Raw genomic sequence first — 23,989 nt, 5'->3', positions numbered from 1 at the left:
GCCGCTGTAAGGCAGGCGTTCTTCATTGAACGGCCTGGACTGGATCTTGTACTGGCTCATCCCAACCCACGTGACCTTTGGTAGGGGTCACCACTAGGAGAGGAGGCGCCATGCCAACTATTACTCTTCCCGACGGCAGTCAACGTTCATTCGACCACCCGGTTTCCGTAGCCGAGGTCGCCGCATCCATCGGCGCGGGCCTGGCCAAGGCCACCCTGGCCGGCAAGGTCAACGGCAAGCTGGTCGACGCCAGCGATGTCATCGACAGCGATGCCACGCTGCAAATCATCACGCCCAAGGACGAAGAGGGGCTGGAGATCATTCGCCACTCTTGCGCGCACCTGGTTGGCCATGCGGTCAAGCAGCTGTATCCGAGCGCGAAAATGGTCATCGGTCCGGTCATCGACGAAGGCTTTTATTACGACATCGCCTTCGAGCGTCCTTTTACCCCGGACGACATGGCCGCCATCGAACAGCGCATGCAGCAGCTGATCGAGAAAGACTACGACGTCATCAAGAAGGTCACCCCGCGCGCCGAAGTCATTGAGGTCTTCAAGGCCCGTGGCGAGGACTACAAGCTGCGTCTGGTGGAAGACATGCCGGACGAACAGGCCATGGGCCTGTACTACCACGAAGAATACGTCGACATGTGCCGCGGCCCGCACGTGCCGAACACCCGTTTCCTGAAGTCCTTCAAGCTGACCAAGCTGTCCGGCGCCTACTGGCGTGGCGATGCGAAGAACGAACAGTTGCAGCGCGTCTACGGCACCGCCTGGGCCGACAAGAAGCAACTGGCGGCCTACATCCAGCGTATCGAAGAGGCTGAAAAGCGCGACCACCGCAAGATCGGCAAGCGCCTCGGCCTGTTCCATACCCAGGAAGAATCCCCGGGCATGGTGTTCTGGCACCCGAATGGCTGGACGCTGTATCAGGTGCTCGAGCAATACATGCGCCAGGTCCAGCGCGAAAACGGCTACCTGGAGATCAAGACGCCGCAAGTGGTTGACCGCAGCCTGTGGGAGAAATCCGGGCACTGGGCCAACTACGCCGACAACATGTTCACCACCCAGTCGGAAAACCGCGACTACGCCATCAAGCCGATGAACTGCCCGTGCCACGTGCAGGTGTTCAACCAGGGCCTGAAAAGCTACCGTGAGTTGCCGATGCGCCTGGCCGAGTTCGGTGCCTGCCACCGCAACGAGCCATCGGGTGCGCTGCACGGCATCATGCGCGTGCGGGCCTTTACCCAGGACGACGCCCACATTTTCTGCACCGAAGAGCAGATGCAGGCCGAATCCGCCGCGTTCATCAAGCTGACCATGGACGTCTACCGGGACTTCGGCTTCACCGAAGTCGAGATGAAGCTGTCCACTCGTCCGGAAAAACGCGTCGGCTCCGACGAACTGTGGGATCGCGCCGAAGCAGCCCTGGCCGCTGCGCTCGACAGCGCGGGCCTTGCGTACGATCTGCAGCCGGGCGAGGGCGCTTTCTACGGTCCGAAGATCGAATTCTCGCTGAAAGATTGCCTTGGTCGCGTCTGGCAGTGTGGTACCCTGCAGCTCGATTTTAACCTGCCGATCCGTCTGGGCGCTGAATATGTGTCCGAAGACAACAGCCGCAAGCACCCGGTCATGCTTCACCGCGCGATCCTCGGTTCCTTCGAGCGTTTCGTCGGTATCCTGATCGAACACTACGAGGGTGCGTTCCCCGCGTGGCTGGCGCCGACCCAGGCAGTGATCATGAATATCACTGATAAACAGGCAGATTTTGCCGCTGAAGTCGAAAAAACTCTCAACCAAAGCGGATTTCGTGCCAAGTCCGACTTGAGAAATGAAAAGATCGGCTTTAAAATCCGCGAGCATACTTTGCTCAAGGTTCCCTTTCTCTTGGTTATTGGAGATCGGGAGGTCGAGATGCAGACTGTCGCTGTGCGTACTCGTGAAGGTGCTGACCTGGGCTCGATGCCCGTCGCCGAATTCGCTGAGTTTCTCGCGCAAGCGGTTTCCCGGCGTGGTCGCCCAGATTCGGAGTAATTATTATTAAGCGTGAAATGAGACAAGATAAACGAGCTGCACCGAAAGCCCCGATCAACGAGAATATCTCGGCACGCGAGGTTCGGTTAATTGGCGCTGATGGCGAGCAGATTGGCATCGTCTCGATTGATGAAGCGCTTCGTATTGCTGAAGAAGCCAAGCTTGATCTGGTGGAAATTTCCGCGGACGCAGTCCCACCCGTTTGCCGGGTGATGGACTACGGCAAGTCGATCTTCGAAAAGAAGAAGCAGATTGCCGCGGCGAAGAAAAACCAGAAGCAGATTCAGGTAAAAGAAATCAAGTTTCGTCCAGGGACGGAGGAAGGGGATTACCAGGTAAAACTGCGCAACCTGGTACGTTTCCTGAGTGACGGGGACAGGGCCAAGGTATCCTTGCGATTCCGCGGCCGTGAGATGGCCCACCAGGAGCTGGGGATGGAACTCCTCAAGCGGGTTGAACAAGACCTGCTCGAGTACGGTTCGGTCGAACAGCATCCTAAGATGGAAGGACGCCAGCTGATCATGGTCATCGCCCCGAAAAAGAAGAAGTAATCAACAGGGCACGGCAGGCCTTGCGATTATGTTTATCAACTGAATGCGGAGTATCCGAACATGCCAAAGATGAAGACTAAAAGTGGTGCTGCTAAGCGGTTTCTGAAAACTGCTAACGGTATCAAGCACAAGCACGCTTTCAAGAGCCACATCCTGACCAAAATGTCGACCAAGCGTAAGCGTCAACTGCGCGGTAGCAGCTTGCTGCATCCGTCTGACGTGGCAAAAGTCGAGCGCATGCTGCGCCTTCGTTAATTTTTGGATCAAGAATAGAGGAAGTAACTCATGGCTCGTGTAAAGCGTGGCGTCATTGCCCGTAAGCGTCACAAAAAAATTCTGAAACTTGCTAAAGGCTACTACGGCGCGCGTTCCCGCGTATTCCGTGTTGCCAAGCAAGCGGTAATCAAGGCAGGCCAATACGCCTACCGTGACCGTCGTCAGAAAAAACGTCAGTTCCGCGCTCTGTGGATCGCTCGTATCAATGCTGGTGCTCGTGTTAACGGTCTGTCCTACAGCCGTTTCATCGCTGGCCTGAAAAAAGCGTCCATCGAGATCGACCGCAAGGTTCTGGCTGATCTGGCAGTGAACGAAAAAGCGGCGTTTGCTGCGATTGTCGAGAAAGCTAAAGCCACCTTGGCTTAAGTACCCCCGGCAGTCACCGGGGCTCACCTCTGTGGGCCCTGGTGTCAAACGTCTTAAATAGGGGAAGAGCCTTAAAGCTCTTCCCCTATTTTGTATCTGGAGTCTGTACATGGAAAACCTGGACGCGCTGGTCGCTCAAGCACTAGAGGCTGTGCAAAGCGCTGAAGATATCAATGCCCTGGAGCAAATCCGGGTTCACTACCTCGGCAAGAAAGGCGAGTTGACTCAGGTGATGAAGACCCTGGGGAACCTGCCGGCTGAAGAGCGTCCGCAGGTCGGTGCGCTGATCAACGTCGCCAAGGAGCGTGTTACAGAGGTCCTCAATGCGCGCAAGGCGTTGTTCGAGGAGGCGGATCTGGCTGCCAAGCTCGCTGCCGAGTCCATCGACGTGACCCTGCCTGGCCGTGGCCAGACTTCCGGTGGCCTGCATCCGGTGACCCGCACCCTGGAGCGCATCGAGCAGTTCTTCACCCATATCGGCTACGGCATCGCCGAAGGCCCTGAGGTCGAAGACGACTACCACAACTTCGAGGCGCTCAACATCCCAGGCCATCACCCGGCCCGGTCGATGCATGACACCTTCTATTTCAATGCGAACATGTTGTTGCGCACCCATACCTCGCCGGTACAGGTCCGCACCATGGAATCGCAGCAGCCGCCGATCCGCATCGTCTGCCCAGGCCGTGTGTACCGCAGCGACTCCGATATCACCCACTCGCCGATGTTCCACCAGGTCGAAGGCCTGCTGGTGGATCGCGACATCAATTTCGCCGACCTGAAAGGCACTATCGAAGAGTTCCTGCGGGTGTTCTTCGAAAAAGAACTGGCCGTGCGTTTCCGCCCCTCGTATTTTCCGTTCACCGAGCCATCGGCGGAAGTCGACATGGAATGCGTGATGTGCAGCGGCAAAGGCTGCCGCGTCTGCAAACAGACCGGCTGGCTGGAAGTCATGGGCTGCGGCATGGTTCATCCGAACGTGCTGCGCATGTCCGGGATCGATCCGGAAGAGTTCTCCGGCTTTGCCTTCGGCATGGGCGCCGAGCGCCTGGCCATGCTGCGTTACGGTGTGAATGACTTGCGCCTGTTCTTCGACAACGACTTGCGATTCCTTGCGCAATTTCGCTAGGTCGCAGTCGGTAACGAATTTATTAAGGGGAGCAGGATGAAATTCAGTGAACAATGGCTGCGCGGCTGGGTAAGCCCGCAGGTAAGCCGGGACGAGCTGGTTGCTCGCCTGTCGATGGCCGGCCTTGAGGTCGATAGCGTGACCCCGGCCGCCGGTGAGTTCAGCGGTGTGGTCGTGGGCGAGGTGCTGAGCACCGAGCAGCACCCGGACGCTGACAAGCTGCGGGTTTGCCAGGTCAACAATGGCACGGAGACTTTCCAGGTCGTCTGCGGCGCGCCCAACGTGCGCCCGGGCCTGAAGATCCCGTTCGCCATGATCGGCGCCGAACTGCCGGGCGACTTCAAGATCAAGAAAGCCAAGCTGCGCGGCGTCGAATCCAACGGCATGTTGTGCTCCCAGGCCGAACTGCAGATCGGCGAAGGCAATGACGGCCTGATGGAACTGCCGGCCGACGCACCGGTTGGCCAGGACATTCGTGAATACCTGGGCCTGGACGATGCAAGCATCGAAGTCGACCTGACGCCGAACCGTGGCGACTGCCTGTCCCTTGCTGGTCTGGCGCGCGAAGTGGGCGCCTTGTATGACGCTCCGGTAACCCGCCCTGCGGTCGCGGTCGTTCCGGCGGTGCATGATGAAGTGCGCCCGGTTGAAGTTCTCGCGCCGGCCGCATGCCCGCGTTACCTGGGGCGTGTGATCCGCAACGTCGACCTGTCGAAGCCGACCCCGCTGTGGATGGTCGAGCGCCTGCGGCGCGCCGACGTGCGCAGCATCGACGCGGCCGTCGATATCACCAACTATGTGATGCTCGAACTGGGCCAGCCGCTGCACGCGTTCGACCTGGCTGAAATCAACGGCGGCATCCGCGTGCGCATGGCCGACGAAGGCGAGAAGCTGGTACTGCTCGACGGCCAGGAAGTGACCCTGCGCAGCGACACACTGGTGATTGCCGACCACACCCGCGCCCTGGCGATTGCCGGCGTGATGGGCGGCGAGCACAGTGGCGTCTCCAAGACGACCCGTGATGTGTTCCTCGAGAGCGCGTTCTTCGACCAGATCGCTGTCGCTGGCAAGGCTCGTTCCTACGGCCTGCACACCGACGCCTCGCACCGCTACGAGCGTGGCGTGGACTGGCAACTGGCCCGTGAAGCCATGGAGCGCGCCACTGGCCTGCTGCTGGAAATCACCGGTGGCGAAGCCGGCCCGATCATCGAGACGGTCAGCGAGCAGCATTTGCCGAAGATCGCACCGGTGACCCTGCGTGCCCAGCGCATCACCCAGATGCTGGGCATGGAAATGGACTCGGCCGAAGTCGAGCGCCTGCTTAGCGCCCTGGGCCTGGGCATCCGCGCCGATGGGCAAGGGCAGTGGCAGGTTGAAGTGCCAAGCCATCGCTTCGATATCAGCCTGGAAGTCGACCTGATCGAAGAGCTGGCCCGCCTGTACGGCTACAACCGTCTGCCGGTTCGCTACCCGCAAGCCCGCCTGGCCCCACAGGCCAAGGCTGAAGCGCGCAGCGAGCTGCCGGAGCTGCGCCGCCTGCTGGTGGCGCGTGGTTATCAGGAAGCGATCACCTACAGCTTCATCGATCCGCGTCAGTTCGAGCTGTTCAGCCCGGGTGTCGAGCCGCTGCTGCTGGCCAACCCGATCTCCAACGACATGGCGGCCATGCGTTCGTCCTTGTGGCCGGGCCTGGTCAAGTCGTTGCAGCACAACCTGAACCGCCAGCAGGACCGCGTGCGTCTGTTCGAAAGTGGCCTGCGCTTCGTGGGGCAGTTGGACGGCTTGAAGCAAGAGCCGATGCTGGCCGGTGTCGTCTGTGGCAGCCGCCTGCCGGAAGGCTGGGCGCAAGGTCGCGACGTCGTCGACTTCTTCGACGTCAAGGCTGACGTGGAAGCGGTGCTGGGCTTCGCCGGCGCGCTTGACGCGTTCACCTTCGTGCCGGGCAAGCATCCGGCGCTGCACCCGGGCCAAACCGCCCGCATCGAGCGAGACGGGCGCGAAGTCGGTTATGTCGGGGCGATTCACCCTGAATTGTCGAAGACCCTGGGCCTCGACCGTCCGGTCTTCGTTTTCGAGCTGGTGCTGGCCGAAGTCGCTCAAGGAAAAATGCCGAAATTCCAGGAGTTGTCGCGCTTTCCTGAAGTGCGTCGTGACCTTGCCCTGGTGGCCGATGTCAGCGTTGCGTCCAGCGACGTACTGGCAGTAATCCGTGAAAATGCAGGCGAATGGCTGACGGACCTCAGGCTATTTGACGTGTATCAGGGTAAAGGCATTGATCCGCATAGAAAAAGCCTTGCAGTCGGCTTGACCTGGCAGCATCCATCGCGCACTCTTAACGACGATGAGGTGAATACCGCAACGCAGAATATCCTCACCTCGCTCGAACACAGGTTGAACGCCACGTTAAGGAAGTGACGTATGGGGGCTCTGACGAAAGCTGAGATGGCGGAACGTCTGTATGAGGAGTTGGGCCTGAATAAACGGGAGGCCAAAGAATTGGTCGAACTGTTTTTCGAAGAAATCAGGCACGCTCTCGAAGACAACGAACAGGTCAAATTGTCCGGTTTCGGCAATTTCGACCTTCGGGACAAACGCCAGCGGCCTGGCCGCAATCCGAAAACGGGAGAAGAAATCCCGATCACGGCTCGCCGTGTGGTCACCTTTCGTCCAGGGCAGAAGTTGAAGGCCCGAGTTGAGGCTTATGCTGGAACCAAGTCATAACGACGAGCTACCCGTCATCCCGGGCAAACGCTACTTCACCATCGGTGAAGTCAGCGAGTTGTGTGCGGTAAAACCGCACGTGCTGCGCTATTGGGAGCAGGAGTTTCCTCAACTCAACCCGGTCAAGCGCCGCGGAAACCGCCGGTATTATCAGCGCCAGGACGTGCTGATGATCCGCCAGATCCGCGCGCTGCTGTACGACCAGGGGTTCACCATCGGCGGCGCGCGCCTGCGCCTCTCCGGTGATGAGGCCAAGGACGACACAACCCAGTACAAACAGATGATCCGCCAGATGATCGCCGAGCTTGAAGATGTGCTGGTGGTGCTCAAGAAATAAATTTCTGCTTTTAAATACTTCCAGTTTTCAAAAGCTTGCGATATATTCCTGAGCGTTCCGTTGAGAAGCGGAACAAGATTCACGCCTAGTCGGGGCGTAGCGCAGTCCGGTAGCGCACTAGCATGGGGTGCTAGGGGTCGAGTGTTCGAATCACTCCGTCCCGACCATATAATTCAAAGGGTTGCGAGATTTTATCTCGCGACCCTTTTTTATTTTTTGTCGTTTTTACCCCTACAAAACGACTGGCTCTCAATGGAATTTCCCCCTTTTTCGAGCGCTTGAACATTGTGTTTTGAGCTAATCACGCTTCATATTTGCTACAGGAAAGCACTATCCGGTCGAGCGGATAGTTGAGGTGGATAATGCAGACTCGACACGTATAAACCTGACCTAGATATTGTGTCGATCTCGTATAGGGCGTTGATAGCGCACAATAAAAAACCGACACAAGGGTCGGGCTGCCTGTTTTTTCCGGGTCAGCCCCCAAATGAGAGGGAGTGGAGAGTTGCCCGGAAAAAGCAGAATGGCATCACGCCAAAGGTGGCTAATGGACCTCAAAAAAAATGGGGTGTAGTGGTCAACTAATTCCGGAGACAATGTTAAGTTTTCTCACTCTGAGCGCGCGTCAGCCTGCCGTATTGCGAGCCCTGATTTGAGTCAAACAGCAGCCCTTAAGGCCTAGAACGTTGCTCGTAAGCCATGTCCAACGCCTTGATGACTAGATCCGCATCCGGCTGTTTGACAGTGCCCTACCCACAATTCAGCGTGCGTAAAGATCCAGAACGACAGCTAGGTAATGCCATTTCCCTCGGCCCAGATGGTGATGTCGCCACAACTTGTTTGGGTGCCGACATATTAAACTCTCAATTCAAGATGTTCGGAATAGGCCAACTGACGCCGCCAGATGCGGATTGCTGAATCTCATATGCTGCCCTTTGCGTACAGGTCCAAACATCACATTAATTGAGGATTCTGTACTGGCTGAAATAAAGACCTAAAAATCTGCTAGGGCTACTAAACTGGCGAACGACTGGTACAGACGTTGGGCCCAACAAACCTGTGTGCGGTGCCATAACAAGGAGGTATACGTTGAATGTCGGGAAGTATTGAAATGCCGTTAGTAGATCAAGAACTCGGCCCTGCGGAATCAATCGCGAAGCTGATGAATCAACGTATCTCGAATTACCTCGCTGCTCGCAACGATCCCAGCCTCTATCAGAGCGTACGGAATATGTCGCAGTTCGTCTCCGATGACTACGGCAACCGTTTTCTCGTAGAACTTATCCAGAATGCTCATGATGCTCACGATCCAACGCGTACAGATGGTGAAATTGCCCTAGTTCTAGACATTACTGAGGGCCATGGTTGTCTGTATGTTGCTAATCGTGGTGCTGGTTTTACTGGTAAAAACTTGCAAGCTATCACCAACATTGCGCTGAGTAGCAAACCCGTCAATGCCGGTATCGGAAATAAGGGACTGGGATTTCGAAGTGTGCTTCAGGTGTGCAGTTGGCCCGAAATCTATTCGGTTCGTGGCGAAGGGGGAGGAGCTACCTTCGACGGATTGTGCTTCCGGTTTGCGACCATTGATGATCTGCGTGCACACAAGGACGTGCACTCGGCCGATGCCGCTCAAGAGATGGCCAGCAACCTACCTTGTTGGCATATACCAGTTCTCACTGAGCCCGATGACAAGGTCACACGATTTGCCGAGGCAGGCTTTGCCACCGTTGTCCGCTTACCTTTGAAATCGCTAGAAGCGCTTCAATCCGTAAGGGCGCAAATTGACGTACTGATGAGCTTGTCCACACCGCTTCAGTTATTTTTGGATCGGGTTGGACGTATTTCTATCGATTCTGGAATGAACGAGCCTTTCGTGCTGGAACGGTCGGTAGAGGAGACCTGGCCTGTAATACCCAAGGGCTTGAAGGTGGACTCGCCAATCACTGTGGCCAAGCTCTGCCTCGGCAATGCGAGGTTTGTCGCGGCTCATTGGGACATCGATGACCAGCTGTTCAGGCAGGCGTTGCACGCAAGCCTTGAAAGGGAAGAGATACCGGAAAGTTGGAGGGATTGGGACGGTATCGCGAGGATCAGCATCGCGGTCCCGCTGGATGCCCCCTTGGAGATGGGAAGGCTGTATTGCTTCCTACCGCTTGGTGCGGAAGGCAAAGCACCGTTCTGCGGCTACATCAATGCCAACTTCTACACGAAGATGGACCGAAGAACTGTCGACGTATCGATTGGCCTCAACGAATTCTTTATGCGCACGGCCGCCTGGTTAAGCTGCCAACTGATCGACTTTATGGTCAATAGTGGGTGGGCGCAGGCGCCGAGTGCGGTCGTCAGCCTTCTATGTTGGGACGAAGCGTATCAACCCGCGTTGAAGCTCGGCATGGGCGACGACGGCCAAGGCATCTTCAATCGGGAGTTTCTCCCTGTACGTGGAGATGATGAAACGATTTCTTGGGCATCGCCCAAGGAAACGTATTCATGGATAGCTCCCGGCAATGCCTGTCTATCCACTAAGGCAATTTGCGAGATTGGAGGCGGAAAGGTATTAGTCGATTCGCTCACGCTGTCGCAGAGAGCAGCATTGGATCGATTGTATATACGACTTAGACAGTCTGACTTTAAACCTCCCGCCAAAGTGATCGCGGGCTGGATTGAGGCAATCGCCGTAAAAATGCATGAGCAGATCGCCGCCCCGGAGCGGTGGGCTGATTTTTATGATGAAGTGTCTACCGTGATGGCGGACCATGCTTCGTATCTTTCCGGCAAAAAGTTTCTGCTGAGCGTCAGTGGCGACTTAATCAGCAGTGAGTTACCTGCGAACACTAACTCCGGCCGCAGCCGGCGGGCAGCGGATGTCTATTTCGCGCCAGTACTGTCTGTCGACGCAGACGTCGACGATGAAGCTAGCAAGCGAGCTTTACCTTTGGATCAACTCCCCGCAACGCTGCGTAAGGGATTCGCCTTGTTGAGCCGAGATATACCCTGGTTGAAGGACGATGGCGGCCATCGACCTGGCCGTTCCTTCCTCATTGCCGGTAAGCTGGCCCGCGAGTACGACACCCGAGACGTACTTCGCACCCTTGCCGGAGTGACTCGCTCATCCGTTCCTGACCGTACACGAGAACAGGCCCTCGAATGGGCCTTTAGATTATGGAGCAGTGGTCGGTCGCTTTCCGACAAGGAGACGCGCTCGGCTGATTTCTTTGTACCGACCGCCAACGACTGGGTTGATGCGAAGACAGCTATGTTTGGCGCCGGTTGGGAGGTTCCGAATGGCAGCAAGTTGCAAGCGTTGCTACGGATCACTGCCGATGACTCTGACGATATGAAGGTCTCTTTGGCACGCTTGGTGCCGGAATTCGTTGCGTGGCCAATTCGTTATGGAACCCAATCCGAATGGGTTCGCTTTCTCAATGCCAGTGGCGTGGTTGATTGCCTGCGCCCCATTGGCGGTGAAAGCATCACCGCCAATCCTATTGGCTTTCCCGCACTTTTGCCATTAATCGTCACACGCGATTTGCCAGGAATCACCGAAACGTTGCGCTCCCACTGGAAAGCACAAATTACGCAAGACTGTTCCCAAATGTATTTTACACGCAACTACCGGGCAGAAATGCGGCCTTGGCGTATTCCAGGTCAGGGTGAATGCGAGTCCTTTCCGCCAGATGTCAGGAGAGACTTTGCAGTACAGGTTGCACTGGCTATGCGATCGTTTAGTGACGAACACCGTACATTCCGCGCCGTACGGACGGAGATCGGCAATGGAGAGGTACACCGGCTATCAACTCCCCTACTCGCCTTTCTAACCGGTGCTCAGTGGTTACCGGTGATTCACCCGGGAGGTAAGTTACGGTTCGTTAAACCCTCAGATGCATGGTATTTCAACAGCGAAGAGGAGCGCCCCCCGCGCTTCGTAGAGTTCGTGGCCCACCAAGTGGCAGTAGCGATTGACTCCCAATCGCTCGAATGGCTTCAACGCGAAGCGAAGTTTGGATTGTTCAATAATGAGTTGCATGCTGGGCGTGCGTTGCTCGCACTCATCGAATCAGCTTCTGGGGGAATCTCCGATATTCGGGACGTGCGGCGGTTTCAGGAGTGGTTTAGACGCCTATGGATCCACGCACGTAAGAAAGGTACACCTGAGGCTGGCACTTCTGTGCCAGTACGTATAGGCAATGAAATTCGAGTGCTCACCAGAACGATCGAAGAAGATACCGAGCCATACTTCGATGATGAGCGTGATGGGGTAAAGAAGCAGTTGTTGGAGGAGGTCGGAGAACCTATTTTCGACTTCGTGCCGGGAGACACCGCAGCTGCGTGGGGTTGGGTGAACAACAGTGTTCCGCAAAGGTTTCGACTCATCTCTGACGAGCCAGCTGAGGTCTACGTCGACGGCATCAGATTTGATGACCGTACGCCAAGTCGTCTTCTGAGCGATGTCATAGGGTCATGGTTTGTCGAGTTCCTTGTGTGTGTTGCAGAACACAAAAGCAGTGTATTCATGCAGTCAACCCAAAGAACACTTGGGCGAATTCGACGTGCGGCATTGTCGTTGGAGGTGGTTAGCGGGCAAAAAATTCAAATCGCCCACGGCAACAAATGGGTACCCATGCCTTTGTCACTGCGTGGTTCACTTGTTCTCAATCGTGCGGCTGGTCCCGTACTGATAATCCAAGCAGAGCAGGAACCTTTGACACTAGAGCATGTTGCAGGAGCATCAGCCCAGTTGGCTGTTGCTCTGGGGGCGCGAGATTTGGCGCATGGTCTTGATGCTGCTTTGTTGCGCCTTGCCTCCACAATGCGGAATGGGGGCGAAGAAACTCCCGATGATACGATTTTGGCATCTGCTCTGGGGGTGGAACCGGAAGCAATCCGGCAAACACGGCTTCTCGTAAGTGGTGATTTGATTGGAATGCTCCATCTCGCGATACCGCTTTCAGCCTGTAAAGCGTCACCGCAAACCACGGCACGCCTCCAAGAGCTTTCGACACAGAGCGAACCTCAGGATGAAGATCTGCGTGCGGTATTTGAAGCGTTGGCATTCGAGGTTGGCATACCGCTTGCGAACCTTGAGGCTCGGATGATTCATCTGGCCGATTTGTCCGACCTCAAGGTGGAGTTCTTACTTCCGATCGCCCAACTCAATGAGGCCATTGCTGTTCTTGGCGACCAATACGAGCTCGCCAGCAATGAGCATATGCATCGAGAGGCCTGGATGCGCCATTTGCGCCTACAGCAGACAAACATAATCGAACGCTTGCGAGAGCGTAGCGTTGGTTTATTCGACAAGAAGCTGAGGTTGGATGCATACATTGCCGCTAGGGAAGGGGTACTTGCTATCGCTCCACAGCCAACTTGGTTCACAACGTATGACGAATTACCCGCAGCAGTGATGGATACCCAAATCGATAGCTGGATTGATGGAGCGATGCCTGCTAGCGCTTCGGATTCGTCAATGGACCTAACTCTGACTGAATGTCGAGCGTCCAACGGCGCAAAACTTCGTAATTTTTTGACTCATTACGCACCGATACTGTCGGCCTGGGTTCGCGCTGGCGGAATCACTGAAACCCTCTTGGTACGCCAGTCATGGAGTACCCCAGAAGCGGCGCGTGATACCTGCACCGCCCATGCGCGTGATTGTGGCTGGCTGGACTTCCGTTTATTGGATGATGGTGAAATCGTGCAGTGGTTGTCCCAAGCTGGTATCTGGCCTGTTGGAAAAGCCGCAAGCAAGGATTTGACGTATTGGGGGTTATCCGCGGAGAGCATGGTTAGCAATGAGGAGCGGGCAAAGAATATTCGGTTGGAACAGCAACGTCGGCGCATGCAGGTAGAGTTTGACGGTGTATCCATGTCCGCGATCACGGCGGGGTACATCGACATCGCCGCTGCAGTTGTTGCGGCGGCAGCCCAAGCACCCGCGTTAAATCATGTTTCATCGAAAGAGGCTACGCTACAAACGATAGACTTTTATAAGACAAGCGGGACTTCCGGCGGCGGTGGGAATGGAAGTATGCCCAAGCTTTCCGAGACGAGCATGTCTGATGAGCAGAAGCTCGCGGTAGGTTTAATGGGAGAGCTATGGGCCCGCGAATGGCTTCGCCGCCGACACAAGCTAGAGTCAGTTGACGAAAGCATATGGGTATCCCGCTATCGCGATGCAGTATTAAACACGAGCGGCGGTTCGGACAGTTTGGGATATGACTTCATTGTCGCGACCAAGAGCCGTACTTACTACTACGAGGTTAAGGCGAGTTCTGGAAATCCATTGAGATTCGAGCTGGGTCCTACCGAAATCTTTGCGGCACAACGCTATCGTGGCGATAGCGAGCATAAGTACCGAATCCTATATCTCGCCAATGTTGGAGACCCCGCTCGGATGACTCCTACACTCCTTGCCAATCCTTTCTCGAGTAAAGGTGCTGGAACGTTTCGGGCGGTTGGGAAGGGAAGCGTCGTGTACGAGTTCAATCCAAAATGAAACACGGTCGCGGAAACGGTCTGCTAGGACTTAAGGACGACGACACAGCAGTCAGGGATGCGTGAGATTACGTAGACATTTTCGTCCTTAATGCTGAAGTTCGTGAGGTGTGTTCCCGGTACGCCCTGAGGATGTGCTGCAAAACGCCTTAAGATAAACCTAAACGATCCATTGATACCAATTGAACAAGGACGAGCAAGAAGATGGCGCTGTTCATTCAGAAACCTATCTTTTGGAACACAAACCAGTACCTTGCGCCCTCCGGGGTCCTTGGAACAAGTGGCTTCCCTGCAGCAAACGGATACGGCCATGAGGAGTGGAATAACTCTTCAAAAATGGTCCTTTCGCGTGGAAAGAATCGTTTTCGAGTGTTTCATACAGAGGGGGTGGGCGCGGCACCAATTGACCAAAACGCGGGGCAGACATTCGTGTTTTTGACGACGTCGCATGACAGCATTCAACAGCTAGTGGGCATCGCAGGGAATGCAGTCGGTCTGTTCGATGACCACCATCTTGCTCAGCGCGAAGAAATTGTTCGCGAGTTATCGCTGGGCGACTTTTGGGAGGACGCCTGGAATGTTGAAAATGTCCGAAAGCGGTTCGCTGGTAACCAAAAGAAATTCCTGAAGGCTTGGGAGAAGGACCTGCACTGGATTCCAAACTGGATCTGCCCAGAGGATTATTTCTGGTGGTTTGAAAAGCCAATTACTCTGGACCCAAGGATGATCACGGGAAAGGAGAGGTTGCTTGGAATGTACAGTACCTACACCGATCTGGATCTTCCGACGGTAGGGCGAATTCTGGACGCCATACCTGCAGCCCAGCGACATGAAAAATGGGATCGCCTGATTGACGCTATTCAATGTGCTCCTTCCGAGCCATTGCCTGCCGAGGACATCACCGAGGGAAGTGAGCCCATCACAGAGGTGCTTACTCGAGTTAATGCCCGACGCGGACAGGGTAAGTTTCGTGAGGACCTGATGCAGATTTGGGGCGGCGCTTGCTCGGTAACGGGGTTGGCATGCAGGGAAATTCTTCGAGCTTCACATGTGAAGCCTTGGATCGACTCTACTGCTAAACAACGCCTTGACCGCCACAACGGCCTTCTATTGTCTGCGAATTTAGACGCTTTGTTTGATAAAGGGCTAATTACATTCGATAGCTTGGGCCAAATGCACGTTTCGAAACGTCTTGATGGAAAACACAGGGAGGCTTTAGGACTGCCTATACCGCTTCGTTTTGTCCCGAAGGAGCTTGTGCCTTACCTTAAATATCATGAGAAAGAAGTCTTTCAAGATAGCAGAAGCGGGATCACCTACTGATCAACGCGGTTCTTCGTGGCGGGCTGAACGCGGAGATGGCTACTCGACTTCGCCCGATCCAGCGAAGTGCCTCCCTCGACTCGATCGTGTTCGAGAACTGTAGTGATCTGCAGCTAATCTGGCTGATAGCGCAAATTTGATCGCTGTTGGGGCTGCAAAGAACGCCAACCGGCGTTACCATGATGTCAAAATGTCATTGTTCTCATGAGCATAGTCAGGTACGACGGTTGACGATCCATAGCCAATACACGTGCGCCATTGAAGGCAGTCTACGTGTGCATGTCCCAGTTCGGCTTTATGAGCTAACACTCAAGCACCGCCTACTTGACCAGTTGGGTGGTTTTTCGCATTTGATTTTAGAAGCGCTCGATGTGATGCCTGACAGGGGTATCGAGTGGGTTTTAGAACGGACAGCCCTCAATCCCCAGCAACTGCATCCTATTATTCGCCGACTCGAAGGGCTTGGGTTGGTGGAGAATTTCAATCTGACCGCTCGCGCCAAGCCTCTTCTCAAGGCTAAGCGGTTGCTGCATGCGCAAACAAAATACCTGTGGCTCGACGGAGACTACAGGCGCCACTCGTTTTGCGGAGTACACACGCTGCAGACGTTAGAGCTTAATGACGAAACTGAGTTTGTGATCCGGCCATGGCATCGTGGGGAAGGTAAGCCACGTTTATGGCCGAGTAGTGACTGGGGGGAGGATTGTGAACGGCAGAAAAACCGAATCTGGGATGTTCCAGAGCAGTATCTGCCAGTGGCTTTCGAGAGTTTCAACGAATGTTTTCGAGACCAGAAATTTGTCAGGTCGGATTGGGCTCTGTCCGTATGGGTTGCAGCGGAAATATCACGCGACGTCCGTGCTATTGAAGTTGAGCTCAAAACTGATTCTTTGCGTCATGCGAGACCCAACGATTTCACGTTTGCTAGCCCAGTCCTTTGCCTTTCGACTCGATTCAATATGCCCGAAGGCGCGCCCGAACATCTGAGCAGTTTGCTCCCCGCTAACCATTGCAGGTTCACCACGTTTGTTGAACACGATGATGAGTCAGTAGGAGAGCTTGAGCTTACTGATGATCCTAAAGCTTCCTGGGTGTGGCCAGTCGTCGAGCGAGCGACCAAAGATCAAGTCATTGAGCATCTCTTCCAAGAGTTGGCGCTGGCTGAGGAAAACGTTTCATCGGTTTTCAATCGTCACCATGCCATAGAGGAACGTTGGCAGCATCTAGGCTTCAACTGGGCAATGATTCAAGAAAGCCTGGACTTAGATGGCGTGTATCCAATTGAGGATGATCAATGAAGGTCGTTGATGTGTTCGCCAATATGGCTGAGCAAATGGTGGATGACGCCCAGGTTCGCCGTTACGGAACCATTTTGCTCACGCAAGGCGCAAGAGGACTGGGGAAGCTGAATCCCACTGCCGTGTGGGTTGACGCTGCAATCGCCGTCCTCGAAGCGACAGCCAGCTACCTGCGTTTCTGCGCGGCTCGTGAGGTCACAGCACAGCTGAGGGAATTCAACAAAACACTCGAGGCAACGCTCGCACAAGACCTGCGCATTGGGGAAAAACAACTCCAACAGCTGCAGCGCGAAAGTTCTGGGCGTAAGGAACAAATAGCTCAGGTGTTGAAGCATTCCAATCAACAAAAATTGTTGACCCTCAAGAAAGTTCGCCAGCAACTCGATACCTTGAAACGAGTGCATGTGCTGCTTCAAAAGGAACGACAGGACCTAGGTAATTTCCAGCAGTTGATCGGCCTACAGGTATGCCTTGATCAGTGCATTGACGCGACGTTGGCACTACTGCTCACCCCAACCGGAGAGAACGCATGAAAGCACCTCGCAAACCTACGCCCCCCAAGCCCAGTCCGGGCAAATCCGCTCCTAAAAAAGGTGGAGGTGGATTCAATGTGAATCAAGCGATGCAGATGGCCAACACATCGATTGATGCATTTAAGTCGTTTGTTGATTACAAGAAAGAAGAAGAAGTCACCAAACGGACCGTGATTGAAGGGCAGCGACAAATTCTACTTGGGGAGCAGCAGCTGAAAGAAGCCGAGTTCGAGGATGATCAACACAAGCGCGATCATTGGGCAAGAATGCAAGAGCTTTCAAACCAGAGCCGAGAGGCCGATCAGCAGTACGACATAGCAATGACCACGCTCGAGACTAAGGCTGATAGAGAGGACCGGGTACTCAAGCAGCTCGAGTCTGGAAAAATCACGGCAGAGGACGCTGCCATGTTGCTAGGTGGCGGACAGGAATAAGTTTATGGCAGCTCCTCTCGTTGTCGGTATTGGCGTTGCGATTTTTGCGGTTGCTAAAGTCTTCAGCTGGCTAGCTAACAGCATGACTGAGGAAGAAGAGCGAAAACATGCGCAGGAGCACGCCCGTACGGACGAGATTCGACGCCGGGCAGCTGCCGCTCAGGCACGTCAAGAGCAAAGGGCGTGGGAAGAATATCGGGAGATGGTTCTTGAGCACGTTCAACTTTTACGTAGAGTGATCCGGGAAAACCGCGAGGCGATAGTTGGAATTCCAGAGGAGCTGAATAAGCTCGAGCAGATGGTTGCCCGGGAAATTTCTGATAAGACCTCCAGCCCCTACCGTAAGTCAGCACTTCGTCGAGAGTACGCACGTGTCGAAGATGCTGTAGTACGCATGAAAGAGTACGAGCGCTATCTGACATTCGCGGAGAATGAAGTCGACACCTTGCTTGTGGGTGAACATTACGCGCTGCTGCTAGCGCTTGACCCGGCAGACAAGCTTCTTCCTCTGGAATGGCTTTACCCAGGAAAGCTCGTATTGGTGGCGATGGAAGAAATTAGCAGGCCACTCCCACGCTTCGGGCATCGAATCTCGTTCGGTACTGACGACGTGTCTCAAAAGGCGTTAGCACTGCCGTTCAACGATGAGATACCCGTACTGATCAAGTCTGCTACCAAGTGGGACAATGGATCCTTCTATGGCTGTGTCGCCCGAGGCGCGCTCTACTATAACCACATCATCACCGGTGAACCCGTACCTTTCATTGTTGAACGAAAGCAGAAGCAATCGATGATTGGGACGTTGTTTGATGGACTGATCCGCGCCACGCTTCCTGTCAGCCAGCTAAAGCATCCTGGCGTACGACTGCTCTCTGGCCAAAAGATCTTGGTGCATCCGACGCAGTTCGATCTGTGTTTGCTACGTAATCCCTTTGAGCAAGGACGCACCAATATAGAGGTCAGCGAGTTTAACTATCGCGCTCGTGGGGTTCAGTCCTATCAGCAGCTTTATTTGACCGTAGATGAGAAGTATCTAGAGGGTGTGACCGACCAACAGTTTTTCGAAGAGGACGAGCCTTGGACACTGCTCGGCTACTCTGGTGCGACGGGAATGATTTCTCTGGGCAAAGCCTCAGTGAGGGTGGAGTGCGCGCCGACGACCAGTTTTAGCTTGCTCGAAGTCCATCAGGTTGTTCAGGCGGGGACTCTGCAGATTGGTCTCGATACCCCATTTCGGTTCACGCTTCTTAATCAGAAGCTGGCGGCGATGTCGCAGGTTGGATGGCGAAGCGGTGTAGAAGAGTTCCTTCGCTTCTGCTCTCAAACTGCAATGGATATGAAAGACTCACCTGAGCGCTTGGCTCACAGTCGTTTCTATCAGCGCTGGGAGCAGGTCATCGCGTATCAACGCAGCCAGGAAGAAGTTTCTGTACTGGATTTTTCAGCAAGCATGCTCCTTGTTCAAGAAGACGATGTGCTTGTACTCCAACGAGACAGTCTCCCGTCGTCAGATCACGAGGCTTTCGAAGGCCTAGTCGAGAGCTTCGCGAGGTGCTGTCAGACAAAAACTTCCTTAATCCTGACCACTGTGTCCGACTCTTGCTATGGGATGCGGACCGTTGTGAGTTTGTGCCTGTTGTCTCCCGCGATCGCCGCCGGCGTCCTTTGTACATTTGCACTAAGAGCAGTATTAGCATCGAGAGCGCTTTCTCGTTGCCAGAAGAGCCAAATGCAATGCTGCGTTTGGTTGTCACTGTACCCAGTGCTGCACTCAAGCGTCAGGCGCAAGCGTTAGAAGACTTTTTCAACGATCAACTGGTTAACCCGGCGCTCAAGAGCATCCTGCTTGCGCCAGAGCATTATCTCGCCGAGCCGGCAGTGCGGAGTAGGGACATAGCGTGGTCCGGGGCTCTGGATGAGAGTCAGAAACGAGTGGTGGAGTTAGCGCTGAGTGAGCGAAATATCGCGTTGATTCAGGGGCCACCTGGCGCTGGTAAGACAACGGCTATTGTTGAGATTTTGTATCAGCTTTACCGTCAGCGCTCTGATCTCCGAATTCTAGTGGTGTCGCAACAAAACTCTGCGGTGGACAACGCCCTGGAGAAGTTTCTAGTCGAGCATGCCGATGGCTTCGACCACGCGATTCGCACTATTCGGATAGGTAATCCTGAGAAGATGAGTAGCGTCATCAAACCGCTAGGGTTCGACAGCCAATTCAGTGAATACCTTACGGATCTCGAAGATCTCGCAATTGCCGGCGCCGTCAGCCTACCGGATAATGAAGCCGCGTTGTGTCACATGTGGCTTTCCTCGATCAAGCAAGCCTCACAGTCGCGCGCCAACCAGGACGAATTTTTTATTACGCTCTTGGCCGACCGCAACCTGGTCGGTGCCACCTGTGTGGGCTTGGCTACGAACAAGGGAGGTATAGATCAACTCCAGTTCGACGTAGCAATCATTGATGAGGCGGGCAGGGCCACCATCCCGGAAATCCTCATTCCCATCTTGCGATCAAACAAGGTGATTCTTGTAGGCGATCACTACCAGCTTCCACCAAGCATCGCTCCGTTGCTCCGAGAGGATGAAGCCGTAGAAGAACTTGGGTTCCTACGTGAAAATTTCTTGGATACCAGCTTCTTTGAATTGATGTTCGAGCGCCTTCCGCCACAGTGCCGCGAGACTTTGAGTTTGCAGTATCGAATGGCGCCGGCGATCGGGGATTTGGTGGCAGAACTTTTCTACATGCGTGAAGGTAAACGTGTGCTTCACAATGGCCGAGATGACGCGTATTTCGAAGAGCGATATTTGCTCGAAAAATCGATTTACTGGGTCGACGTGAAAGGGCGTCAATCGCAGCCGAAAGTTTCGCAAAGCAAAGAAAATCGGGAGGAGGCGAAGGAGATAACTCAGTTTTTGGCTAATCTTGCGGACAGTACAACGAAGCCTATTTCGGTGGCTGTCATTACGCCGTATGGAGCGCAGAAAGAATGTGTGCGTGCGAGCTTGCGTAAGATTGGATGGGTGGAAGGGAAGCTTGGTCAATTATCGATAGCTGTTGATACAGTGGATGCGTTTCAGGGGAGTGAGGCGGACATCGTTTGTTATTCTACTGTTCGCACCGAGGGGAATCTTAACTTTATCCTCGACCGGAAACGTCTCAACGTGGCTTGCTCTAGAGCGAAGCTTCACCTTCTATTTTTTGGTCATCGTGACTTTCTTCGACGTTGGAATTCAAAGAAAGGTTCTGAAGAGAACCTGTTTCCGAGGTTAATGCAGCATGCTTGGAATGTACCAGTATCATTAAAAGTTAATGATTTTGAAATGATGAAATGAAAGTCTAATTGACGCAGGAAAAGGGCTAGCGGTCCTGCCTAATAAATCGGAATATGGCTCGCTTAATTCATAGGTAGAGTAAATTTTGTTCGCATTAAGTCGGCCCGGTCCAGGGCCTGCCATTCATAGACAGATTGAAGGACTATTAGGGGGCGGTTATCTTGGGTTTTGCTTAGTGCAACATGGCTGCAGCGTTGGTGAATAAGTTTTCCTCTGGTATGGAGTTGCGCGGTGGTTAGCATATATGAGGCTTTAGATGAGGGTATGGCAAGTTTTGATGAGAATGAAAAAAGAGAGGCATATTTAGGTTTTTTTAAAAATACTTTCCCATTCCTGTTATGCCCCGCACTGTTCAAGCGAAATGATGATTTGCCTTCTTTGAATTGGGTGAGAGTTAAGTATGACGACCATGCAGGGCATGATTTTCCTGAACAGCAAGGGGTGTATATGTTCATGGTTAGTGTTGAAAGTCAAAAGCTACCCATGAACTCCTACGTGATGTATGTTGGCAAGGCTGGGGATACGGATTCGTCAAATACAATTGCCAAAAGATTTATGGATTATGTGAATGTCTCTGGCTATAAAAAAAAGACCGAAAGTTAAGAAGCTATTAAAATACTTCTCCGAACATCTTTTTTATTATTATTCTGTGGTGCCGGATGGTGATGCGACCTCAGTAGTAGAGCGGGCGTTGGCTGATATTTTTGTCCCACCCTGTTGCCAGATGGATTTTTCAGGTGAAGTCAGGAGTCTGTTGCGTGGAGTGCGGATCATATGAGTAAGCGATTGGTTTTGCCGTGTTTGCGAGGGTACATGGGATCATGGGACACCTATAGTTGCATGATGAGGCTTTCGGATGCCGCAGATCTGATCGGCTTTGCTGAAGAGCTGCATCAGATTGGCAAGCTGTCGGATAAAATACAGCGAGAATTGAATGAGGAAAGGGGAAAGAAATATCTGATTACTTGTTAAGCAATGAAGACAGGTTTTTTAATTCGCTAGTTGTGGCGATTTATGACGGCGATCCAAACTGGCACGATGTAGAAAGTTTGCGACCTAATACCGAAGAGGCTTCACTTCTAGAAATTCCAGAGTATGCTGAAAATTGCCTGGGTTTTTTGTCAATAACCAGAGGTGAAAAGCTTTTTGCTCTAGACGGGCAACATCGCTTGGCAGGTATCAAATCTGCAGTAGAAAGCAATAAGCAGTTAGGCGCTGATTTGATTAACGTCATAATTGTAGCTCATTCGAATACCCCAAGTGGGAAAGTTAGATCTAGGAGGCTTTTTACAACCCTAAACAAGAAGGCAAAGCTAGTGAGTAAGGATGCGATAATCGCATTGGATGAAGATGATATTTCTGCGTGTGTAACCAGAGCATTGATCGAGTCAGATGAGTATCCTTGGTTTAATGAAAGCAATGTTTCATTCAACTCGGGGCCTGTCAGGGATGGCACCAGCATTACTTCAATTGTTAATATATATGACAACATACAGAAGCTCGCAGCGTACAATCTCGGCGTAAAGGTCTCGGACCTAGATCGCTATCGCTTCAAGGGTAATGAGCAAATACTGAAGCAGGTGGTGGATTTTTTTAAGTATACGTTTGAATATTGTTCAGAGTTAAGCACGGTTATTAATAAGGGGGCAGAGGTTTCTGATTACAGAGGGGGCGATGATGGTGGGCACCTTCTGTTTAGACCTGTGGGTTGGGACTTATATACGGATATTGTGATATCTGGATTAAAATCAAATAAAGGTGATGTGGAGTCAGTAATAAAAAATATCCTATCAAAGGATTTGTGCTTGGGTGGATCGATTTTGAAAGATAAGATATGGTCACAGAAGCGAGAAGTCATTATTAAGTTGAACGCGAAGAACCAGAAGATAATATCTCGAGAGTTTCTTTCGAAGTTGTCGGAAAAACAATGAGTCCTTGGCTTCCACAGGGTGACGGATGATTAAGTTTTACCCTTTCTATGCGTGTATAGGAGGACGTCCTATTATTTAGCCGCTTACGGTGCCCGAACATCAGGTAAACGATGGATCTTTCTGCCTTGATGAATGGCTTCGTTGGAATCCTAGGCCCAGTTGCAGGTATTTCTTGGACTACCTGGGCTCTAGATGGTTTGGTGTGACGCTTCGTTGTCGGATGAAAATGCTTGTGGTAGGGCGATCGCGTTTGTTTAAAAAAACGCGGACAACATCACCCGAAATACTGGAGTTCGATAGGTGACTTGGCCGTGCGCTTGCGTACTTCGCGCAGAAGTGACTCCTTGATACATCCTTTAGGTAATTACACATCTCAATTGGATCATAATAAATTTACGATCTCATTCACCTCCGCTGAATCAGCACAGCATCTCCGCCAAGAGTCTTTGTACTCTGTAAAACTTAAATTCTCATGGCAGTTCCATTGATTCAGCATGCCTACACACGCCCATCCCGTTGACTGGGTGCTGAATCTATTATTGAAAAGATATCTAGCCACCACCCCATTAAGTACCCGATTTTCAGAATTTCTTTCAAGCTCTTCGATATTGATAGCGAGCCACGAAATAAATGCATCTTGACTTTTAGGCACATAACCGGTCATCGAGTTAAGTGACTCAGCGTATTCTTTTATGCTGGCAGCATAATTATATCTATGCATACTGGTTTTTTTCCACTGCTCACTCAACTCAATCAAAACTACAATCGAGCACATCTCACACAAGCTTTCTTCAAACCATTTATGTTTGTGACCTTTCGAGTCAGCGTAGTTACTGTGGAGATGGCATAATTCATGTGCGAGCTGATAAACGATCTGGCACCAGCTCAGACCAGATTTGACGCAGAGATGCACTTGATAGCATCCATCCTTCATATCATAACAAGCAAGTGGGTTTTTGGCGTCTGGGTAATTGGTAATCAATACTGGACTACGAAGCTTTTTACCAAATAATTCCTCTACTATATCAAAAACAATATTCATCAATTCCTTCGTGATTTCGACATCTGCACCCGGCCATAGGCCTAAAAGATCAAATCGCACCACCGGTTTTGTTTTTTTAGTATTCATGCTCAATTCTCCCCGATGCTCATAATATCTTACGTTGTAACTCATAAACTTTTAAATGCAAAATATAGAGTCATGGTTGATTTTTTTCGATGGCTAAATA

At 52.9% G+C, this 23,989-nt stretch carries 18 protein-coding genes, 1 tRNA gene and 1 pseudogene; 18 read left to right on the top strand and 2 right to left on the bottom strand.

Annotated features, from left to right (window positions below; all coding sequences use genetic code 11):
• The first annotated feature begins 110 nt into the window (after positions 1 to 110).
• The 9 genes from thrS (at position 111) to PSH78_RS17100 (ending at position 7,577) form a co-directional block, all read left to right on the top strand.
• On the top strand, positions 111 to 2,033 hold the full coding sequence (gene thrS / locus PSH78_RS17140; RefSeq protein WP_305495660.1) for a threonine--tRNA ligase: 1,923 nt from the start codon (positions 111 to 113) through the stop codon (positions 2,031 to 2,033).
• Positions 2,033 to 2,584 carry a translation initiation factor IF-3 gene (gene infC / locus PSH78_RS17135; RefSeq protein ID WP_169432615.1) on the top strand — a complete coding sequence of 184 codons (552 nt, stop codon included), beginning with the start codon at positions 2,033 to 2,035 and terminating at the stop codon, positions 2,582 to 2,584. Before thrS ends, infC begins: the two co-directional genes overlap by 1 nt.
• Before the next feature lie 60 nt (positions 2,585 to 2,644).
• On the top strand, positions 2,645 to 2,839 hold the full coding sequence (gene rpmI / locus PSH78_RS17130) for a 50S ribosomal protein L35 (RefSeq protein WP_002553160.1): 195 nt from the start codon (positions 2,645 to 2,647) through the stop codon (positions 2,837 to 2,839).
• A gap of 30 nt (positions 2,840 to 2,869) precedes the next feature.
• Positions 2,870 to 3,226, top strand: coding sequence for a 50S ribosomal protein L20 (gene rplT / locus PSH78_RS17125; RefSeq protein WP_002553161.1), 357 nt, complete (start codon positions 2,870 to 2,872; stop codon positions 3,224 to 3,226).
• A gap of 109 nt (positions 3,227 to 3,335) precedes the next feature.
• Entirely contained in the window at positions 3,336 to 4,352 is a 1,017-nt protein-coding gene (gene pheS, locus PSH78_RS17120; RefSeq protein ID WP_058546392.1) for a phenylalanine--tRNA ligase subunit alpha, read from the top strand.
• Positions 4,353 to 4,388: 36 nt separating this feature from the next.
• Positions 4,389 to 6,767 (top strand): phenylalanine--tRNA ligase subunit beta, encoded by a 2,379-nt coding sequence (gene pheT, locus PSH78_RS17115; protein ID WP_305495657.1) that lies wholly within the window; start codon positions 4,389 to 4,391, stop codon positions 6,765 to 6,767.
• A gap of 3 nt (positions 6,768 to 6,770) precedes the next feature.
• Entirely contained in the window at positions 6,771 to 7,073 is a 303-nt protein-coding gene (gene ihfA / locus PSH78_RS17110) for an integration host factor subunit alpha (RefSeq protein WP_002553164.1), read from the top strand.
• Positions 7,054 to 7,410: a MerR family transcriptional regulator gene (locus PSH78_RS17105; protein ID WP_003179985.1), complete on the top strand. Its 357-nt coding sequence runs from the start codon at positions 7,054 to 7,056 to the stop codon at positions 7,408 to 7,410. The genes ihfA and PSH78_RS17105 overlap by 20 nt, the downstream gene beginning before the upstream one ends.
• Before the next feature lie 90 nt (positions 7,411 to 7,500).
• Positions 7,501 to 7,577 (top strand) — tRNA-Pro (locus PSH78_RS17100).
• A 507-nt stretch (positions 7,578 to 8,084) separates the two neighbouring features.
• On the opposite strand, the pseudogene PSH78_RS17095 reads toward PSH78_RS17100, so the two are convergent.
• Positions 8,085 to 8,253, bottom strand: a pseudogene (locus PSH78_RS17095) (DDE-type integrase/transposase/recombinase); the annotation flags it as partial.
• 250 nt (positions 8,254 to 8,503) lie between these two features.
• On the opposite strand from PSH78_RS17095, the gene PSH78_RS17090 reads away from it, so the two are divergent.
• The 9 genes from PSH78_RS17090 to PSH78_RS17050 all read left to right on the top strand — a co-directional run bounded on the left by PSH78_RS17090 (position 8,504) and on the right by PSH78_RS17050 (position 22,760).
• The gene (locus PSH78_RS17090; RefSeq protein ID WP_305495656.1) at positions 8,504 to 13,909 is read left to right on the top strand and encodes an ATP-binding protein; all 5,406 of its coding nucleotides are present in this window, start codon (positions 8,504 to 8,506) and stop codon (positions 13,907 to 13,909) included.
• 203 nt (positions 13,910 to 14,112) lie between these two features.
• On the top strand, positions 14,113 to 15,231 hold the full coding sequence (locus PSH78_RS17085; protein ID WP_305495654.1) for an HNH endonuclease: 1,119 nt from the start codon (positions 14,113 to 14,115) through the stop codon (positions 15,229 to 15,231).
• A 227-nt stretch (positions 15,232 to 15,458) separates the two neighbouring features.
• The gene (locus PSH78_RS17080) at positions 15,459 to 16,529 is read left to right on the top strand and encodes a hypothetical protein (RefSeq protein WP_305495652.1); all 1,071 of its coding nucleotides are present in this window, start codon (positions 15,459 to 15,461) and stop codon (positions 16,527 to 16,529) included.
• Positions 16,526 to 17,062, top strand: coding sequence for a hypothetical protein (locus PSH78_RS17075; RefSeq protein WP_305495650.1), 537 nt, complete (start codon positions 16,526 to 16,528; stop codon positions 17,060 to 17,062). The genes PSH78_RS17080 and PSH78_RS17075 overlap by 4 nt, the downstream gene beginning before the upstream one ends.
• Complete coding sequence (locus PSH78_RS17070) at positions 17,059 to 17,496, top strand: hypothetical protein (protein ID WP_305495648.1); 438 nt, start codon at positions 17,059 to 17,061, stop codon at positions 17,494 to 17,496. The genes PSH78_RS17075 and PSH78_RS17070 overlap by 4 nt, the downstream gene beginning before the upstream one ends.
• A gap of 4 nt (positions 17,497 to 17,500) precedes the next feature.
• Positions 17,501 to 19,291, top strand: a complete 1,791-nt coding sequence (locus PSH78_RS17065; RefSeq protein WP_305495646.1) for a hypothetical protein — start codon at positions 17,501 to 17,503, stop codon at positions 19,289 to 19,291.
• Positions 19,231 to 20,829: a DEAD/DEAH box helicase gene (locus tag PSH78_RS17060; RefSeq protein WP_305495644.1), complete on the top strand. Its 1,599-nt coding sequence runs from the start codon at positions 19,231 to 19,233 to the stop codon at positions 20,827 to 20,829. Before PSH78_RS17065 ends, PSH78_RS17060 begins: the two co-directional genes overlap by 61 nt.
• A 231-nt stretch (positions 20,830 to 21,060) precedes the next feature.
• Positions 21,061 to 21,432, top strand: coding sequence for a hypothetical protein (locus PSH78_RS17055; protein WP_305495642.1), 372 nt, complete (start codon positions 21,061 to 21,063; stop codon positions 21,430 to 21,432).
• A 362-nt stretch (positions 21,433 to 21,794) separates the two neighbouring features.
• Positions 21,795 to 22,760 (top strand): DGQHR domain-containing protein, encoded by a 966-nt coding sequence (locus PSH78_RS17050; protein ID WP_305495639.1) that lies wholly within the window; start codon positions 21,795 to 21,797, stop codon positions 22,758 to 22,760.
• Positions 22,761 to 23,142: 382 nt separating this feature from the next.
• On the opposite strand, the gene PSH78_RS17045 is transcribed toward PSH78_RS17050, so the two are convergent.
• Positions 23,143 to 23,889, bottom strand: a complete 747-nt coding sequence (locus tag PSH78_RS17045; protein ID WP_305495637.1) for a hypothetical protein — start codon at positions 23,887 to 23,889, stop codon at positions 23,143 to 23,145.
• Positions 23,890 to 23,989 lie beyond the last annotated feature (100 nt).

This window comes from Pseudomonas sp. FP198 (assembly GCF_030687895.1).
Taxonomy (GTDB): Bacteria; Pseudomonadota; Gammaproteobacteria; order Pseudomonadales; family Pseudomonadaceae; genus Aquipseudomonas.
This window is presented reverse-complemented; position numbering and strand designations above follow the sequence as displayed.

Coding starts and splice junctions, on each gene's coding strand:
- thrS (WP_305495660.1), top strand. CDS start 111: ATGCCAACTATTACTCTTCCCGACGGCAGTCAACGTTCATTCGACCAC.
- rpmI (WP_002553160.1), top strand. CDS start 2,645: ATGCCAAAGATGAAGACTAAAAGTGGTGCTGCTAAGCGGTTTCTGAAA.
- rplT (WP_002553161.1), top strand. CDS start 2,870: ATGGCTCGTGTAAAGCGTGGCGTCATTGCCCGTAAGCGTCACAAAAAA.
- pheS (WP_058546392.1), top strand. CDS start 3,336: ATGGAAAACCTGGACGCGCTGGTCGCTCAAGCACTAGAGGCTGTGCAA.
- pheT (WP_305495657.1), top strand. CDS start 4,389: ATGAAATTCAGTGAACAATGGCTGCGCGGCTGGGTAAGCCCGCAGGTA.
- ihfA (WP_002553164.1), top strand. CDS start 6,771: ATGGGGGCTCTGACGAAAGCTGAGATGGCGGAACGTCTGTATGAGGAG.
- PSH78_RS17105 (WP_003179985.1), top strand. CDS start 7,054: ATGCTGGAACCAAGTCATAACGACGAGCTACCCGTCATCCCGGGCAAA.
- PSH78_RS17090 (WP_305495656.1), top strand. CDS start 8,504: ATGTCGGGAAGTATTGAAATGCCGTTAGTAGATCAAGAACTCGGCCCT.
- PSH78_RS17085 (WP_305495654.1), top strand. CDS start 14,113: ATGGCGCTGTTCATTCAGAAACCTATCTTTTGGAACACAAACCAGTAC.
- PSH78_RS17075 (WP_305495650.1), top strand. CDS start 16,526: ATGAAGGTCGTTGATGTGTTCGCCAATATGGCTGAGCAAATGGTGGAT.
- PSH78_RS17070 (WP_305495648.1), top strand. CDS start 17,059: ATGAAAGCACCTCGCAAACCTACGCCCCCCAAGCCCAGTCCGGGCAAA.
- PSH78_RS17065 (WP_305495646.1), top strand. CDS start 17,501: ATGGCAGCTCCTCTCGTTGTCGGTATTGGCGTTGCGATTTTTGCGGTT.
- PSH78_RS17060 (WP_305495644.1), top strand. CDS start 19,231: ATGCTGCGTTTGGTTGTCACTGTACCCAGTGCTGCACTCAAGCGTCAG.
- PSH78_RS17045 (WP_305495637.1), bottom strand. CDS start 23,889: ATGAATACTAAAAAAACAAAACCGGTGGTGCGATTTGATCTTTTAGGC.